This window comes from Ruegeria sp. HKCCA5929, assembly GCF_013034525.1.
Taxonomy (GTDB): Bacteria; Pseudomonadota; Alphaproteobacteria; order Rhodobacterales; family Rhodobacteraceae; genus Ruegeria.
Map to the genome: position 1 here is coordinate 153,988 of NZ_WQGE01000001.1, position 15,782 is coordinate 169,769.

15 protein-coding genes and 1 tRNA gene are annotated in these 15,782 nt (G+C 56.6%); 6 read left to right on the forward strand and 10 right to left on the reverse strand.

Annotation, left to right across the window (positions count from 1 at the left end; translation table 11 throughout):
* Positions 1–60: 60 nt before the first annotated feature.
* Positions 61–1,188, forward strand: coding sequence for an aminotransferase class V-fold PLP-dependent enzyme (locus tag GOV90_RS00780; RefSeq protein WP_171089395.1), 1,128 nt, complete (start codon positions 61–63; stop codon positions 1,186–1,188).
* A 12-nt stretch (positions 1,189–1,200) separates the two neighbouring features.
* On the opposite strand, the gene GOV90_RS00785 is transcribed toward GOV90_RS00780, so the two are convergent.
* The 3 genes from GOV90_RS00785 to GOV90_RS00795 form a co-directional block, all read right to left on the reverse strand.
* Positions 1,201–2,397: a UbiH/UbiF family hydroxylase gene (locus GOV90_RS00785; protein WP_171089396.1), complete on the reverse strand. Its 1,197-nt coding sequence runs from the start codon at positions 2,395–2,397 to the stop codon at positions 1,201–1,203.
* Between the two features lie 74 nt (positions 2,398–2,471).
* Positions 2,472–2,720: a hypothetical protein gene (locus GOV90_RS00790; protein WP_171091130.1), complete on the reverse strand. Its 249-nt coding sequence runs from the start codon at positions 2,718–2,720 to the stop codon at positions 2,472–2,474.
* A gap of 85 nt (positions 2,721–2,805) precedes the next feature.
* Complete coding sequence (locus tag GOV90_RS00795; RefSeq protein WP_171089398.1) at positions 2,806–3,450, reverse strand: pyrimidine 5'-nucleotidase; 645 nt, start codon at positions 3,448–3,450, stop codon at positions 2,806–2,808.
* A gap of 100 nt (positions 3,451–3,550) precedes the next feature.
* Here GOV90_RS00795 and GOV90_RS00800 point away from each other — a divergent pair, with 100 nt between their 5' ends.
* Entirely contained in the window at positions 3,551–4,198 is a 648-nt protein-coding gene (locus GOV90_RS00800) for a GntR family transcriptional regulator (protein ID WP_171089400.1), read from the forward strand.
* Between the two features lie 3 nt (positions 4,199–4,201).
* On the opposite strand, the gene GOV90_RS00805 is transcribed toward GOV90_RS00800, so the two are convergent.
* Positions 4,202–6,079 carry a glycosyltransferase gene (locus tag GOV90_RS00805; RefSeq protein ID WP_171089402.1) on the reverse strand — a complete coding sequence of 626 codons (1,878 nt, stop codon included), beginning with the start codon at positions 6,077–6,079 and terminating at the stop codon, positions 4,202–4,204.
* An 82-nt stretch (positions 6,080–6,161) separates the two neighbouring features.
* A complete protein-coding gene (gene carA, locus GOV90_RS00810; protein WP_171089408.1) occupies positions 6,162–7,328 on the reverse strand; it encodes a glutamine-hydrolyzing carbamoyl-phosphate synthase small subunit in 1,167 nt (388 codons plus the stop codon).
* 183 nt (positions 7,329–7,511) lie between these two features.
* On the opposite strand from carA, the gene GOV90_RS00815 reads away from it, so the two are divergent.
* The gene (locus GOV90_RS00815; RefSeq protein ID WP_171089410.1) at positions 7,512–7,997 is read left to right on the forward strand and encodes a GatB/YqeY domain-containing protein; all 486 of its coding nucleotides are present in this window, start codon (positions 7,512–7,514) and stop codon (positions 7,995–7,997) included.
* A 20-nt stretch (positions 7,998–8,017) separates the two neighbouring features.
* Here the strand turns inward: GOV90_RS00815 and GOV90_RS00820 are convergent, their stop codons facing one another.
* The 3 genes from GOV90_RS00820 to ctaD all read right to left on the reverse strand — a co-directional run bounded on the left by GOV90_RS00820 (position 8,018) and on the right by ctaD (position 10,934).
* Entirely contained in the window at positions 8,018–8,509 is a 492-nt protein-coding gene (locus tag GOV90_RS00820; RefSeq protein ID WP_171089412.1) for a DUF2244 domain-containing protein, read from the reverse strand.
* Between the two features lie 44 nt (positions 8,510–8,553).
* The gene (locus GOV90_RS00825; protein WP_171105190.1) at positions 8,554–9,153 is read right to left on the reverse strand and encodes a 2-hydroxychromene-2-carboxylate isomerase; all 600 of its coding nucleotides are present in this window, start codon (positions 9,151–9,153) and stop codon (positions 8,554–8,556) included.
* A 122-nt stretch (positions 9,154–9,275) separates the two neighbouring features.
* Positions 9,276–10,934, reverse strand: coding sequence for a cytochrome c oxidase subunit I (gene ctaD, locus GOV90_RS00830; RefSeq protein WP_171089416.1), 1,659 nt, complete (start codon positions 10,932–10,934; stop codon positions 9,276–9,278).
* Positions 10,935–11,240: 306 nt separating this feature from the next.
* On the opposite strand from ctaD, the gene GOV90_RS00835 reads away from it, so the two are divergent.
* The gene (locus tag GOV90_RS00835; protein WP_171089418.1) at positions 11,241–11,657 is read left to right on the forward strand and encodes an HIT family protein; all 417 of its coding nucleotides are present in this window, start codon (positions 11,241–11,243) and stop codon (positions 11,655–11,657) included.
* Between the two features lie 391 nt (positions 11,658–12,048).
* Here GOV90_RS00835 and lipB read toward each other — a convergent pair whose 3' ends face one another.
* Both lipB and GOV90_RS00845 read right to left on the reverse strand, forming a co-directional pair.
* Complete coding sequence (gene lipB / locus GOV90_RS00840; RefSeq protein WP_171089419.1) at positions 12,049–12,705, reverse strand: lipoyl(octanoyl) transferase LipB; 657 nt, start codon at positions 12,703–12,705, stop codon at positions 12,049–12,051.
* A gap of 39 nt (positions 12,706–12,744) precedes the next feature.
* Positions 12,745–13,404 (reverse strand): DsbA family oxidoreductase, encoded by a 660-nt coding sequence (locus GOV90_RS00845; RefSeq protein ID WP_171089421.1) that lies wholly within the window; start codon positions 13,402–13,404, stop codon positions 12,745–12,747.
* A 141-nt stretch (positions 13,405–13,545) separates the two neighbouring features.
* Here GOV90_RS00845 and GOV90_RS00850 point away from each other — a divergent pair.
* Together GOV90_RS00850 and GOV90_RS00855 are read left to right on the forward strand one after the other, a co-directional pair.
* Positions 13,546–13,632, forward strand: a tRNA-Leu gene (locus GOV90_RS00850).
* Positions 13,633–13,854: 222 nt separating this feature from the next.
* Positions 13,855–15,729, forward strand: a complete 1,875-nt coding sequence (locus GOV90_RS00855) for a glycosyltransferase family 2 protein (protein WP_171089423.1) — start codon at positions 13,855–13,857, stop codon at positions 15,727–15,729.
* Positions 15,730–15,782 lie beyond the last annotated feature (53 nt).

The following is a 15,782-nucleotide window of genomic DNA, read 5'->3' on the forward strand; positions in this document are numbered from 1 at the left end:
GCTTTACGGAGGCTGGCAAAGAGATCAGGTTCTCGAAAACGTTTTTGGAAAGGATGAGGAATGCCAGCGTTATTGGATACCGTTGACCCGAACGGACTTGAAGAGTTTTCGGTGGTGTTCACCGACCGCTCGCTGAACCACATGTCGCAGAAATTCCAACAGGTCATGCGCGACATCTCGGACATGTTGAAAGAGGTGTATAACGCTGAAGGCGTCGCTGTCATTCCGGGTGGTGGCACCTATGCCATGGAGGCCGTAGCTCGTCAGTTTGCGCGGGGGGCGGATGTTTTGGTGGTTCGGAACGGATGGTTCTCGTACCGGTGGAGCCAGATCATCGAAAGCGGATCCCTGACGCAAAGCGCTACAGTTATGAAGGCCCGTCAGACAGGCAACTCCAGCCCGTCGCCCTTTGCGCCAGCCCCCATTGAAGAGGTTGTCGAAGCCATTCGGTCGCAAAAACCGGGCGTCGTGTTTGCCCCGCATGTTGAAACATCTGCCGGTGTGATTTTGCCTGATGATTATGTGACCGCTTTGGCAGCGGCCGCGCATGAGGTTGGTGCGCTGATGGTGTTGGATTGTATCGCATCTGGGTGCGCTTGGGTGGATATGCGGGCGACAGGCGTCGATGTTCTGATTTCTGCCCCCCAGAAAGGGTGGAGCGCATCGCCTTGTGCTGGCCTTGTCATGCTATCCGAGCGGGGCGAAGCTCGTTTACAGGAAACAGACTCCGACAGTTTTGCAGTGGATCTGAAAAAGTGGCGTCAGATCATGCAGGCCTATGAAAATGGCGGTCATGCTTATCACGCAACGATGCCTACCGACGCGTTGTTGGCCTTCCGCGATACCATGGCAGAGACCAAAGATTACGGGTTCGAGAAACTGCGTGAGGCGCAATGGGCACTGGGTGACGGTGTGCGGTCCATGTTGAAGGACAAAGGCATCGTTTCAGTAGCTGCAGATGGTTTTGGCGCGCCCGGCGTTGTCGTCAGCTATACTTCGGACCCCGACATTCAGAACGGCAAGAAATTTGCGGCGTTGGGGATGCAGATTGCTGCTGGCGTGCCCCTGCAATGTGATGAGCCCGAAGGGTTCAGCACCTTCCGTCTGGGTCTGTTCGGTCTCGACAAACTCTACGATGTGGATGGGACCATCGCACGTTTGAAACGGGTGCTGGATCAGGTTCTGTAAACTGACCGGGCCTTAGCGAACGCCAAGGCCCATCTGCATCAACGTCTTGCGTACGGGCGGCAGGGAATAGAGCGCGCTCAGCCCCATGGCCCGTGCATCGCGCAACGGACGCGCCTCGATCATCGAGGCGCGGTTCAACAGGTCGATTCCCTTGACGCGCATTTCGACCTCGGTATGGCGGGCCTTGTGATAAGCGTCCAGCATCTGAGCGTCGCCCAGCCCTTCGGGGCGGGCCTGTGCCAAATCCAGCAGACAGCGCAGATCACCCAAAGACATGTTCAACCCCTGAGCGCCAATCGGCGGCACAACATGCGCGGCCTCGGCCATCAAGGCAATGCGTTCGCCGGACAACCGCTCGGCAGACTGGCTGATGATGGGCCAGATCGTCCGGCGCGACGCCAGCTTCAATGGGCCAAACAACCCGCAAGAGCGTTCGGTCATTGCGGCCTCAAATGCTTCAGGCTCGAGGTTCAGAAGGTCGATGGCCTTCGGACCACGCTCCATCCAGACAATGGCTGAGGAAGGCTGTCCTTGCCAATCGGGTAAGGGGACCAGCGTGAACGGCCCACCGGATCTGTGAATTTCAGTCGAGACGTTGTCGTGTGGAATGGGGTGGGTCACCGCAAAAGCCAGTGCTTTTTGCCCGTACCGTGTTGTGTGAACCGATATTCCTGCGGCTTCGCGCATGGGTGAATTGCGGCCATCAGCTGCAAGCACCAGTTTACACCGGACGCGGCTGCCATCGCTCAGCCCCACGCGGGCTTCGGCGGTCCGTGTGAACAGGCTGGTTGTAGCTGTGCCGGGGCGGAAATCGACATTGGGAAGGTCTGCCAGTCGCGCCACCATTTCCCGGCGCAGAAGCCAGTTGGGCAAGTTCCAGCCAAAGGGCTGATCGGAAATGTCGGCGGCATTGAAATCACGCACAACGCGCGGTTCGGGCACGTCGCCGCCTGCATCTACGATGCGCATGATTTGCAAAGGGGCCGCGTGGGCGTCCAGGCGCGCCCAAAGCCCGCACTGTTCGAGCAATCCGTGCGCAGGCTGAAGAAAGGCAGTGGTGCGCAGGTCCGATCCGTCCACATCCCGCTCAGTGATCGGAGGGGTCGGGTCCACGCAGATCACGTCAAAGCCTGCTGTTCCGAAAACCGCTGCTGCGGTCAGGCCGGCGATGCCACCGCCGGAAATCAGGATGTCACAGCTATCAGTCATGGCGCCTCTCATCGGTTTGGGCAGAACCTAGTTCGGTTCGACCCCAAGCGCCAAGTGACATCCTGTCCCGTGCCTCAGCCCCGCGAAATCAGGACGAGAATCAAAAACATCACCGGCACCATCATCAGGGCAGGTATGAATAGACCGGGCAGGCCGAACAACATGATGGAACAGCCCCACATGCTGAAAATCGCACCGGCGGTGTAATACAGATCTTCGGCCTTGCCATTGACCGCATCGCGGGCCAGCCACCCGAATACAGGGATTGCAAAGAAAAGGCGCTGCCAAATCGGCAGGCGGCCGGTCATCTCGATCGCGGTCATTTCGGTCTCCATCTGTTCGTCGCTGATGTGCATATAGGGACGAGGATGCAGGTGCAGAATGTGCGGATCGTCGCAGTGTGACAGCCTATCGCAGGCGAGCCAGAAACGCGGTCAAATCGTCCGTGTGATGGTGGATGTGATCGGCGTCATGCGGGTCAGGCGCCACGTGCACAGTCCGCATTCCCATCTCGTGCGGAGCCGCCAGATTGCGCGGATCATCCTCGAACATGGCAGCTTTTTCAGCTTGGATACCATCCTTGGCAAAGATGGCCTCAAAGGCTGCTTTTTCGGGCTTCGGCCGATAGCCTGCATGTTCCACGCCATAGATTGCATCGAACAGTCCGGAAAGGCCGCGCGCCTCAAGCACCCGTTCGGCGTAAGGAGCGCTGCCGTTGGTATAGACAATACGTCGCCCGGGCAGGGCGCGAATGTGGTCAGCCAAGGCCGCATCCGGGTCCATATGGCTCATGTCCACCTGATGGACTGCGTGCAGGTACGGGTCCGGGTCCAGATCATGTTCGGCCATCAAACCGGCCAGCGTGGTGCCGTATTCGCGCCAGTAATGCGCCCGCAAACGGTCCGCTTCGGCCTGCTCTACACCTATCGCCCGCATGACATAATCCGTCATCAGAACTTCGATCTGATCGAACAGACGCATGTGTGGCGGGTACAGGGTGTTGTCCAGATCGAACACCCACTGTGTGACATGAGAAAAAGCCGGTTTGACCATAAGCAGGGTGTAGGGCGCGGGCGCGATGTTTTCAATGCTCTACTTGATCGTTCCCCCTTTGGACGGATAGACATGTCCGAACGAGGAGACAATGAACCCCATGAGCCAGACCCGATCCCCCACCAAGGATGCCTACAGCCTGATACTCGAAGCTATTGATGTGGGTGTCTACAAGCCCGGTGATCGTCTGGTGGAAAGCGAGCTGGCCGAACGGTTCGGAGTGTCACGCACGCCGATCCGCGAAGCATTGCAGCGGCTCGAGACACAGTCACTGTTGGAGCGGGACGGGCGGTCGCTGATCGTGGCGTCGCTGGATCACAACCAGATGGCCGAGCTTTACATCGTGCGTCGGGAACTGGAGGGGTTGGCTGCAAGCCTTGCGGCCAAACATGCGACCGAAGAAGAGATCAAAGTTCTGCAGGAGATGGTCATCGAAGATGACAAGCTGGTTGATGACCCATCAGCCTTGTCGCGCGCGAACCGGCGCTTTCATGAGCAGATCCATCTGGCATCTCATAACCGCTATCTGGTGCAGCAACTTGATCTTGTGCACCGGACAATGGCCCTGATGGCAACGACCTCATTGGCGGTGCAAGGGCGTGGCGAAATCGCCCAAAGTGAGCATAAGGGCATTGTCGAAGCCATTGCCGCAAGGGATGAAGAGGCAGCGGCGCGAGCACTGAAGGATCATATCTCGATCGCGTTTATGACGCGACTGAAACAGGATGCAAGCCTGCGCGACAAATAAGTATCAGGCCAGCGGCTGATCTTCGCTGGCTTGCCCATGTTGGGTTTTGTCCCAGAAGAAGGGATTGGTTACCAGTTCCCACAAAGCTTTGTAGGCGGCAACCACCCCCAACGGGTAGTACAGAGCCATGGTTGGAACCCAGGGCAACAAAAAACGCCGTTCACGTGCCCAGACGGCAAGACATCCGACGCAAACACTCAGCGCTTCGGTTGTCAAAAACAGAATTATAAGTGCGGTAGCTACCAGTTGTGGAACAACTTGCGCCATTGGATTAACCAAACCCAGCGTCGACAGCCAGAAAAGCCACAACACAGGGGCCAGTAAGAATTGCCCCAACGTGCCCAGAAAAAACGCCTGCAACCCTAGAAACTGCGCGGCCCCCAGATCGCGCAGCAGTTTCTGAGGGGATCGCATGTGCACAAGATACGTCACCATGAAACCCTTGAGCCAGCGTGAACGCTGCTTTACCCAAGGCCAGGCGCGAAAATTTGCTTCTTCAAAAGTTGTGGTGTCCACCAGTTCGGTCCGGTATCCGGCACGGCACAGCCGAACGCCAAGATCGGCATCTTCGGTCACGTTGTGGGCATCCCAGCCGCCCAATTCCAACAGCTTGTCTCGACGAAAGAAAAAGGTGGTCCCGCCCAGTGGAACGACAAGTCCCATACGCGCTATTCCCGGCAGGATGATGCGAAACCAACTGTTGTATTCGATGGTGAAGCAGCGTGAGCGCCAGTTTGTGCGCGGGTTGTAGTAATCAAGGCTGCCCTGAAGACACACGACCTGCGGAGCGGCCTGCGTGAAATGCGCGACCACCCGTTCGATCTGATCCGGTTGCGGCGCGTCTTCGGCATCCCAGACGCCAACATAGTCGCCTCGACAAAAGTCCAAAGCATAGTTCATGGCACGTGGTTTGGTGGTCAGCCCGCCCAATTCGGGCACCTCGACGATCCGCATCCAACTGGGCAGATCCACTTGAGCCAGAGTTGCGCGCGTGACTTCGTCTTTTTCTTCCAGGACCAAGATGACGTCCAGAAGCGCCTTGGGGTAGGTCAGTCGTTTGAGCCGTTGGACAAGCGCATTCGCAATCTCGCGCTCTTTGTACAGTGGCACCATGATTGAGACGCAGGGCTGTCGTATCGGGATGGCTGCATCAGACGCTTCTGGCTTTTTTTGAAAGGAATGACGCAGATAGGTCAAAGCCCCAGCGGTGCGAAGAACAGCGAATAGAGCCAAGGTTCCCACAGCTGCGGTCAGCAGAACAGCCAACCCTAACTGCGGGAAAGTGGCGAACAGAACAACAATACCAAGGGCAGTCAGGCTTGGCGCAATGCGCGACCCGACCGTCCAGTTGCGGCAGCTCTGTTCGGCGTCGACCCGTGTCTCCGCAGCTTCGGCCAAAGGGCGCGAAAACTGCCGGGCAATTGTGCGGTCGATCTGATCAGAGGCCGCAAGCACGGGAATAATCGTGTAATCGCAATCCTGCATGTCGCGAGTAACATCTGGAAACCGATCCGGACGGGCAGTCGCAACCAACAGAAGCGGGCCAACGCGCATCCACGGTATAACGTTGTGTTTCAGCCAAAAACCTACCGGTTTCAGGTCGCACAGCCCTGGCATGGGCGGGATCTGTTCCAGGTTCGCAATCTGCCAACCAGACTGGACAGTCAAGGCGTGCAGGACGTCTTGCCGGGTGGCAAATCTTTCACCCACTAAAATTTCACCCAAAGGCGCGTTTTGCTGGGATTGCAAATGCAAGGCGTGGTCAAGTTCCGACTGTGTCAGAGTTCCGCCTTCTACCAGACAGGTGCCCAGCGGTTTTCGAAATCCGGGGGCTGGGATTGGAGACGCGGTTGTGAAATTTTGGAGATTAAGCTCAATCATAAAAAGAACCCTGGCACAGTTACCCGTGCTCAGGGTTGTTCAATCAAGGTTAACGTGCCGTTAACGCTGCACAGTTTGAGTGTTATGCGCTTTGCTTTTTCTTTTCCATGGCGTCGGCGAAGCGCTCAAACAGATAGAAACTGTCCTGAGGTCCGGGGGACGCTTCCGGGTGATACTGAACCGAATAAACAGGCCGGTCTGTCATGCGGATACCGCAGTTCGAGCCGTCAAACAGCGACCGGTGGGTCTCTACAACGCCGTCTGGCAGGGACTGAGCATCAACTGCAAAGCCGTGGTTCATTGATGTGATCTCAACTTTACCGGTGTCCAGATCCTTGACCGGGTGGTTTGCGCCGTGGTGGCCGTGGTTCATCTTGACCGTCTGGCCGCCCAAGGCCAGCGCTAGCATCTGGTGGCCAAGGCAGATACCGAAAACAGGCAGATCTGTGGTGTCCAGAATCTCTTTGATCATCGGTACGGCGTATTCCCCGGTCGCCGCCGGATCACCGGGACCGTTCGACAGGAACACACCATCAGGCTGGTGGGCCAGCACTTCGGCAGCAGTTGCCGTTGCAGGTAGAACCGTCACATCACATCCCGCGGACGCAAGGCAGCGCAGAATGTTGCGTTTCGCACCGTAATCGACAGCCACAACCTTGTGCGCAGGGGCTTCTTGACGCGTGTACCCGTCAGGCCAGGCCCAACGCATTTCGTCCCAGCGATAGCTTTGGGCACAGGTTACGTCCTTGGCCAGGTCCATGCCCTCTAGGCCGACAAATCCACGAGCTGCTGCTACCAGTGCCTCGATGTCAAAATTGCCCTCGGGGTCATGAGCCAGAGCGACATGCGGCGCGCCTTGCTGGCGGATGGCACGCGTCAGGCGACGGGTATCGACGCCGCCGATGGCGATGCGACCGCGACGGGCCAGCCAGCCTTTAAGCTCTTCGGCCGAACGCCAGTTCGAAGGCTCGGTCGGGTCCCATTTAACGACCATGCCTGCAGCAACCGGATCATTGGTTTCGTCATCTTCTGGGTTCACGCCGACATTGCCGATATGCGGGAAGGTGAATGTCACGATCTGACCGGCATAAGATGGGTCGGTCATGATTTCCTGATACCCGGTCATGGCTGTGTTAAAGCACAACTCGGCCACTGTTTGTCCGGTGGCACCAAAGCCTATGCCGTAAAACAATGTCCCATCGGCCAATGCCAGACATGCGGTGGGCTTGGACGGGGCGTTCTGGGCCATGGCGCGACTCTCCTGCAAGGTAAACCGGCGCATACCTAAGGGGGTTGGGCGCTTGGGTCAAGTCTGTTCAAATTTTTGGCTATTGTTATTTTTCAATGACTTAGGGGTATTCACTCCCTGTTGTGTCAGGCTTTTTGTTTAGATATGGTCGGGGTTCCGTTGTCATGGGGATGGACAAACCAAATGGACATGCGATCACGGGTGAATGCCGCCCTGAAGCAAGCAATGAAGGACAAAGCAGCCGAGCGTCTGTCGACGTTGCGGTTGATCAACGCGGCCATCAAGGACCGCGATATCGCGGCGCGCGCCTTGGACAACGAAGAAGTCAAAGGCTGCGGTGACGCTGAGGTGCTTGAAATCCTTGGTAAAATGACCAAGCAACGCAAAGAAAGCGCGCGTGCCTATGAAGAAGGCGGCCGTTTGGATCTGGCCGAACGCGAGATGCAGGAAGTTGCGGTCATCGAGGAATTTCTGCCCAAGCAGCTGGATGATGACGAGGTGTCAAAGGCGATTCAGACTGCGATCACCGCAACCGGGGCCGGATCCATCCGAGACATGGGCAAAGTCATGGGCGAATTGAAGACTCGTTACACCGGACAGATGGATTTTGGCAAAGTTGGCCCGATGGTCAAAGATCACCTCTGCGCCGCATCAAACGGCAACTGCTGAGACAAAAAATGAACGATGACCTACTGCGCGACCGGTTCGCGCAGTCTCGTGCTTAGTTCGTCATAAAGCGTGATCCGCTCATCTTCGGATAAAAACGAACCGATCTCGACCTCGCGCCCTTCACCAACAAGCGTGACATAGTGGGGGACGGGTCCACCTTTCTCGTGCATTTCCGTCCTTGCCCAAAAGCGGTTGCAGGACCATTCCTGCTGGTCTTTGCCGGGTGTGTAGTGCACCAGATGCGCTTGCGTATCAGACAGCGTCAAAACCTCGAAAACGCTGCGTGCGCGATAGTTGGTCTGAATGGCAAGCCAAAGGCCAAACACCGTGATCAGAAGAAAGGGTAACAACCCCCACAGAACCACGGACCCCAGCATGGCCAGCAAGGGGATCAGGCCAAACAGGAACACCGAAAGTATAGTGATCATAGCTCCGCGCGGAGGCAGAGAGTTGTGCGGCCACAGGCGCAGCTCTTGTTCCGTTTCGGACGTCTGATTCCATGTATACGGCATATCGCGAACATAGCGCAGGACGGTCTTGTGTCGACGGGTTTTGATCAGATGACGTGCCCGACACGCGCCCAGGACAGGGCATCGTCCAAACGGTCGTCTCCCCAGAACACTTCTTGCCGGACAACAAAGCTTGGCGCGCCAAATACACCCAGTTTCACGGCCGTTTCCGTTTCAGCCTCAAGCGCCGCAATGACGTCTGCGCTGCGGGCTCGTCCCAGCGCCAGACGAGGGTCTTGCTGGCAGCGCAACAAGGCCTCGGACAGGGCGCTTTCGCTTCCGGCTTCGATACCTTCCTCGAACCAGATGCGATACAAAGCCTGGGTAAAGGATTTGCCCCATCCTTCTTTCATTCCCAGAACGGCGACCTGATTGGCCAAAGCCAAGTCTGAGACCGGGTAGGGCGCGGGCAGTTTGGCATGAATGTGGTACTTGGCACAGCGCCGCTCAATGTCGCGCCACATATAGGCTGATTTCACGGGTTTGCCTGCAAAGGGAACGTTCTGCTGGGCCGACATGACCGTGCGCACGTTGAAGGGGCGCCAGTTTACGGTGGCGTCGTGTTCGGCACACCACTCATCCAAACGCATCACGGTGAGGTAGGTATAGGTGCTGCCGATGGAGTACCAAAAGTCGATTTCAGGCATAGACGACCCTCCGGCTGTCCTGCCTGCATATGATACCCGATTTTGCGGCAATTGGCGAACTTGAGGCACGCACAAAGAAAAACCCCGCCACTTGGGCGGGGTTTCTTTGGATCATGTTGGGATTAGTGCGCGTGGCCCTTGTCCCAGTCTTCCTGCTTGGGCAGCTGCTCGAACGTGTGTTCGGGCGGCGGCGAGGGCAAGGTCCATTCCAGTGTGTCGGCGTATTCGTTCCACGGGTTCGGACGCGTCTCTTTCGCGCCACGGAACAGGGCGTAGAACACAATGCCGAAGAACAGCAGGAACGAGGCGAACGAGATGAACGCACCAATCGACGATACGAAGTTCCACTGGGCGAATGCCTCGGGGTAGTCGATGTAGCGGCGCGGCATGCCTTGACGGCCCAGGAAGTGCTGCGGGAAGAAGGTCAGGTTGGCGCCAATGAAGAACATCCAGAAGTGAACCTTGCCCCAGAACTCGGAATACTGACGGCCTGTCATCTTCGAGAAGTAGAAGTACACGCCAGCGAAGATCGCAAAGACGGCACCCAAGCTCATCACGTAGTGGAAGTGCGCCACGACGTAGTAGGTGTCGTGATAGGCACGGTCGACACCAGCCTGCGACAGAACCACACCGGTCACACCACCAACGGTGAACAGGAACAGGAAGCCAAAGGCAAACAGCATCGGAGTTTTGAACTCGATCGAGCCGCCCCACATGGTCGCAATCCACGAGAAGACCTTAACGCCTGTCGGAACCGCGATGACCATCGTGGCCAGCATGAAATAAGCCTGCTGACGCAGCGACATGCCAACGGTGTACATGTGGTGCGCCCACACGACGAAGCCCAGAACACCAATCGCGATGATCGCCCAGACCATCGGCAGGTAGCCGAAGATCGGCTTGCGCGCGAAGGTCGCAATGACGTGGCTGATGATGCCAAAGCCGGGCAGGATCACGATGTACACTTCCGGGTGGCCGAAGAACCACAGGATGTGCTGATACAGGATCGGGTCACCACCGCCGGCGGGGTCAAAGAAGGTGAAACCAAAGTTGCGGTCCATCAGCAACATGGTGATCGCGCCTGCCAGAACCGGCAGCGACAGCAGAATCAGCCACGACGTGACGAAGATCGACCAGCTGAACAGCGGCACCTTGAACAGGGTCATGCCCGGGGCACGCATGTTCAGGAAGGTGGTGATCATGTTGATCGCGCCGAGGATCGAGGAGGCGCCCGATACGTGCACGGCAAAGATCGCAAGGTCCATGGACATGCCGCCCTCGGTCGTGGACAGCGGCGGATACAGAACCCAACCAACGCCTGATCCAAGCTGGTCGTTACCACCGGGGCTGAGCAGCGAGGCCACACCCAGCGACGTACCGGCGACATACAGCCAGAAGGACAGGTTGTTCATCCGCGGGAACGCCATATCCGGCGCGCCAATCTGCAACGGCATGAAATAGTTGCCAAATCCGCCGAACAGGGCGGGAATGACCACGAAGAACATCATCAGAACACCATGATAGGTGATCATAACGTTCCACAGATGCCCGTTGGGGGTACATGGGTCGGCCATGAAGCCTTCCAGACACATGTACTGAACGCCCGGGTGCATCAGCTCGAGCCGCATGTAAACGGTCATCGCCACCGAGATCAGACCGGCCAGGGCCGAAACGATCAGGTACAGAATCCCGATGTCCTTGTGGTTGGTCGACATGAACCAGCGCTGGAAAAAGCTGCGCTCGTCTTCATGGTCGTGACCATGAATGGCTGCGTCTGCCATTATAGGTGCCTCCTGTTGCAACTACACCGCGCAGTCGGACCTCTCCAACGCGCGGGATTCCTGCTGGTTTTAGATTGCGAAGAGAGCACCTTCAATGGCCGAGTTTGATCTGGATCAAGATTAATTGTCGCGGGCAGGGGGCTGCCGCGCGATTTTCAGGCCTCGGACGGCATCTATCTGGCGATGCTCGCCCGGTTTTCAAGCCATAAGCACCGGGTTGAAACAGGCGCTTGGCAGATATCCGCCTTGACCGTCATGAACTGGCGTCTCAGAACTACGCCAACACCCGCAATCCGGAGACTGAATATGGCAGACTACGATCCAGACAACATCTTTGCCAAAATCCTGCGCAATGAGATCCCCTCGACCCGTGTGTACGAGGATGACGAGACACTGGCGTTTATGGACATCATGCCGCGAACCGATGGTCATTTGCTTGTGATTCCGAAAACCCCATGTCGCAACGTACTGGATGCCACGCCCGAGCAACTGGCGGCGGTGATGAATACCGTTCAGAAAATGGCGCAGGCCGCCAAGGCGGCATTTGATGCGGATGGGGTGACGATCCAACAGTTCAATGAAGCGGCAGGCGGACAAGAGGTCTTCCACCTTCATTTTCACGTTCTGCCGCGTCACGAAGGCGTGTCGATGCGCCCGCCGGGAAACATGGGCGACTTCGACCAGATTGCGCAGCACGCCGAAAAGATCAAAGCTGCGTTGTAAAGCTGGGCTTCAGTTTTACGCCCGCGACGGATTTTTGACCGGCACTTTTTGATCGGGCGCGAAATTCAGTGGTCTATTAGGTGGTGGAAAGAGAATTGCCGTTCCGATTTGGGGTCGGAACGGCAGACTCGTAACCAAACACTTCTCGGATTTCGAGGGCGAGCCCTGGATCACCGGTTAACATACCACTCACTCTTGATTGGCAGTTTCATACTACTCGTTAACGGTCCCTTTGTATCTAAAAGAGTTAAAAATTGCCTAAAGAAACTGATAAACCCAGGGCATTCAGGGTTAATTGCGCAAGGCATCGGAAACAGAGCCATTCGCCTGAGCATATTGTTTTGATACTTGCGCGCTAACACCGATTCGCCTTGCGGTTCGATGGGGTTGTTCACGCGTCTTTTGAGCCAAAGACCTCAATAAACGTCTTCTCCAACGCTGCATCAAGATCAGCCATGGTCACGGGAAGCCCCAGATCAACCAGAGAGGTCACGCCATACTCGGTTATGCCACACGGCACGATGCCTGAGAAATGCTCCAGATCCGGTTCCACGTTGACCGAGATGCCGTGAAAGCTGACCCATTTGCGCAGGCGCAGGCCGATGGCCGCGATCTTATCTTCTGCTGGCTTGCCGGTCACTGTCAGCGGCATGTCATCGCGGCGGACCCAAACACCAACGCGCCCGTCGCGAATCTCACCGTGTACATTGAATTCCGCCAGCGCCGAGATCACCCAAGTCTCCAACTGCTTCACAAACTGGCGTACATCGCGTCCACGCTTGTTGAGATCCAGCATGACGTAGGCCACACGCTGACCCGGTCCGTGATACGTGTATTCTCCGCCGCGCTTGCTTTCATAGACCGGAAATCGGTCAGGATCGGTCAGGTCCTCAATCTTGGCTGAGGTGCCTGCGGTGTAAAGGGGCGGATGTTCCAGCAGCCAAACGCATTCTTCAGCGTCGCCACGCGCGATCCCTGCGACGCGGGCCTCCATGAAGGCCACGGCGTCTTCGTAACTGGTCAGACCATCGGTGATTTTCCATTCCATGCCGGCCTCATATCCGCCCATAGCGGTCAGGGGAAGGGGTCAGGCGGCCTCGGACAGGCATCGTTGCAAGACTTGCGCATAGGTTTCGGTCCCTTGCGCCCCAGTCAGCAGGTATTTTCCGCCAAACACCATGGACGGTACGCCGGAAATACCTCGGCTGGTCCAGAATTGCTGTTTCTCGCGAACGGGGCCCGTGTGTTGGCCACTTTCAAGCGCTTGCCGAGCAGCTTCCGCATCAAGCCCGACTGATCGAACGGCATCCAGCAAGACCTCAGTGTCCGAGACGTCCTTCTGCTGCGTAAAATACGCATCAAATAGGGCAAGTTTCAGCGGGTGTTGTCGACCTTGCCCTTCTGCCCAATCCAGCAACTGATGTGCGGCAAACGTATTCACCATCCGGCTTTCGTCGCCGAAGTTGAACGTAAACCCCAGCTCTGCGCCAATCGAAGTGAGCCTGTCCCGCGCTTGCTGGCTTTGTTCGGCGGTGGTTCCGTATTTCTCCATGATATGGTCGCGCAGGTTTTGACCTTCGCGTGGCATATTCGGGTTCAACTCGAACGGATGCCAGCGCAGCCGGGCCAAAACACCCATTTGCTGCAAGGCCGTGTCCAATTGTTTGAAGCCAACAATGCACAACGGGCAAACCACGTCTGAAACGATGTCGATCTGTACAATAGGGCGGTTCTCGGTTGAGGTCATTTGCGGTTCCTGTCAGATCGGATGTGTGGTGATCATTCAGCTAGATAGGTCTGCTGCGCGGTAATTTAAACCAGAGCGTTTTTGCCTCTTCACATCGCGCGCGCCAACGTCTATACGCCGCTCTACCAAGTCACTGGCAGTGCGGTCGTGGCGGAATTGGTAGACGCGCAGCGTTGAGGTCGCTGTGGGGTAACTCCCGTGGAAGTTCGAGTCTTCTCGACCGCACCAAATCATACCTTAATCCTGTGGCACGCTCATTTTCGCAAGCTGCCAGGCACGTGCGCTTCGGACACGGTTGTGACGTCTGAAAGGGCAACAAGCTGCTGCCCACTTGCATTGCCAATCCACGGCCCGTAACACAGCCCTGTTCAGGGATGCGAGCTATGCCTTTGCTCGGATGCGTTTTTCCTGCATCTCTGAATGCCGGGGCCATGATTGCGGGATGCGTTGATGAGATTAGTCATTTCCACGATGAAAGATGAAGGTCCTTTCATTCTTGAGTGGATTGCCTACTACCAATCGATCGGTTTCACACATTTCATCGTCAACTCGAACGACTGCTCGGATGGTACGGATGCGATCCTCAAACGGTGTGAAGAGCTTGGTTTCCTAGCGCATATCGACAATCCGGGGCCGTGGAAACACGGGCCACAAGCCTCGGCTTATGCCAACGCAATGAAACATCCCTGGTCTTCCGAAGCCGAGTGGATTCTGGTGTGCGATGTCGATGAGTTCTTTGATATTCGCGTCGGCGAAGGCACTCTGGATGACCTTTTCCGAACGTTGCCACATGCAGATGGTTTTGCGGCGCTATGGCAGATGTTTGGGCACAACGGGATTGTCGAGTTCGAAGACAAGTTCGTAATTGAACAGTTCACGCGCGCCGGCGAGATGGGCATGGTCATGCCGCAGAATTTGCGCGCGTTCAAATCTCTGATCCGCAACAATGGATCTTATCGTTTGGTCAACACGCATCGACCGCGCGGTCCGATCAAGGGTAAAGTTGAAAACTTCGCTTGGGTGGATGGGGACGGCGATCCGCTGCCACCTGCAATGCGTCGGCGTGGCTGGGCGTTTACAACAACTGGTGCGGCCTTTGGAACTTCGTTGTTTCGTATGAACCACTATGCCGTCAGGTCCATCGAAAGCTATCTGATGAAGCGGCTTCGCGGAGATGTGAACACAACGGCGTTTCATCCAAAGATGGAGGCGACCGGACAGGCCTATTGGCATATGCATTGCTTCAATGATGTCGAGGAACGGTCAGTTCTGTCCAAGCTGGACCGTATGCGTCACGCACATGAACGCCTGTGTCAGGATGAGGTCTTGCGAAACCTTCACAAACAGGCTGTTGAGTTTCATAAGTCCCGGATCGCCACGGTTCGCCAAACCGACGCCGCCAAGAGCTTTATTCGGAGGTATCAGAATTTTCGCAGCGGCCAGAACTTGAAAGCCTTGGATTTGGGGGTTCTGGAAGAAGCCAACACTTCCTTCGATTTGGAAGTGTACAAAGACCCCGAAGTCAGTTTTGCGCAGGTCGCGAAATGGAACCGGATCGGGCAAATGGCGATAATCTCGAACAACAAGACGCTGAATTACCCGTGGTTTGTTCGGCTTGATGCCCTGGACACGCCTATGGATTGTGAGCAGGCTAAGGCGGAACACGCCAAGATCACTGACCCGAAACAGGTCGATCTGCCGTTTGATCCCAGAGATCCCAGTTTTTTGCCGCAAACGCCTAAGGAAGTTGAAAGAACGGCAAAGCAACGCAAGAAATTCCTGAAGTCGATCAGCGGAAAGAAGTCCTGGGTCCTGATCGGGCAGGTTGAACCAGAAATCGTCCAGGAAATACTGGATTTGGGGACTGTTGCGCAATTGACCGTAATTGCGCCTTGGGGCTTGTCCTGGAACGGGTTTGCCTGCCCGGACACGACCCAAGATGAGGGCGCGCAGGCGCTTGACCGCGCGTTCTATGCGTTTCTCGAGTATTTCCGCGAGCCCATTCTGTCTGGAAAGTTGCGTGTGTACAGGGCGATGCCGGCCTTGATGTTGAAACTGTTCAAAGATCAAAGCATTGGCGTCGTCGTCATTCGTGGCGTTCGCGCTGAACGCGTTATGCTGCAATTGCTGAGACGGATCGACAGGGTGCTCGCGCCGGGTGGCAGCATCGCTTTCACGTCTTACAGGCGCGGCAAGGGGTCGTATTCGGGGATGTCTGCTGCGATCAACCGGTTCCTGGCAGGCAATGCCGGGTCCTATAGAATAACCGGCTTAGAGCCACCGTGGCTTGGGATCGACAAATTGCCCCCGCTCGATAAAGAATAACCCAAGCTTCTGGCTCTTGCGCTGTTGTCGTGGTAGCGATCTAGAAAAGAACA

What these genes read in the sequence shown, in the direction of transcription:
- GOV90_RS00805 (WP_171089402.1), bottom strand. Translation starts at nt 6,079, where the DNA reads ATGATTGAGCTTAATCTCCAAAATTTCACAACCGCGTCTCCAATCCCA.
- GOV90_RS00820 (WP_171089412.1), bottom strand. Translation starts at nt 8,509, where the DNA reads ATGCCGTATACATGGAATCAGACGTCCGAAACGGAACAAGAGCTGCGC.
- carA (WP_171089408.1), bottom strand. Translation starts at nt 7,328, where the DNA reads ATGGCCCAGAACGCCCCGTCCAAGCCCACCGCATGTCTGGCATTGGCC.
- GOV90_RS00815 (WP_171089410.1), top strand. Translation starts at nt 7,512, where the DNA reads ATGGACATGCGATCACGGGTGAATGCCGCCCTGAAGCAAGCAATGAAG.
- GOV90_RS00795 (WP_171089398.1), bottom strand. Translation starts at nt 3,450, where the DNA reads ATGGTCAAACCGGCTTTTTCTCATGTCACACAGTGGGTGTTCGATCTG.
- GOV90_RS00835 (WP_171089418.1), top strand. Translation starts at nt 11,241, where the DNA reads ATGGCAGACTACGATCCAGACAACATCTTTGCCAAAATCCTGCGCAAT.
- GOV90_RS00825 (WP_171105190.1), bottom strand. Translation starts at nt 9,153, where the DNA reads ATGCCTGAAATCGACTTTTGGTACTCCATCGGCAGCACCTATACCTAC.
- GOV90_RS00800 (WP_171089400.1), top strand. Translation starts at nt 3,551, where the DNA reads ATGAGCCAGACCCGATCCCCCACCAAGGATGCCTACAGCCTGATACTC.
- GOV90_RS00780 (WP_171089395.1), top strand. Translation starts at nt 61, where the DNA reads ATGCCAGCGTTATTGGATACCGTTGACCCGAACGGACTTGAAGAGTTT.
- GOV90_RS00790 (WP_171091130.1), bottom strand. Translation starts at nt 2,720, where the DNA reads ATGACCGCGATCGAGATGACCGGCCGCCTGCCGATTTGGCAGCGCCTT.
- GOV90_RS00785 (WP_171089396.1), bottom strand. Translation starts at nt 2,397, where the DNA reads ATGACTGATAGCTGTGACATCCTGATTTCCGGCGGTGGCATCGCCGGC.
- GOV90_RS00845 (WP_171089421.1), bottom strand. Translation starts at nt 13,404, where the DNA reads ATGACCTCAACCGAGAACCGCCCTATTGTACAGATCGACATCGTTTCA.
- ctaD (WP_171089416.1), bottom strand. Translation starts at nt 10,934, where the DNA reads ATGGCAGACGCAGCCATTCATGGTCACGACCATGAAGACGAGCGCAGC.
- GOV90_RS00855 (WP_171089423.1), top strand. Translation starts at nt 13,855, where the DNA reads ATGAGATTAGTCATTTCCACGATGAAAGATGAAGGTCCTTTCATTCTT.
- lipB (WP_171089419.1), bottom strand. Translation starts at nt 12,705, where the DNA reads ATGGAATGGAAAATCACCGATGGTCTGACCAGTTACGAAGACGCCGTG.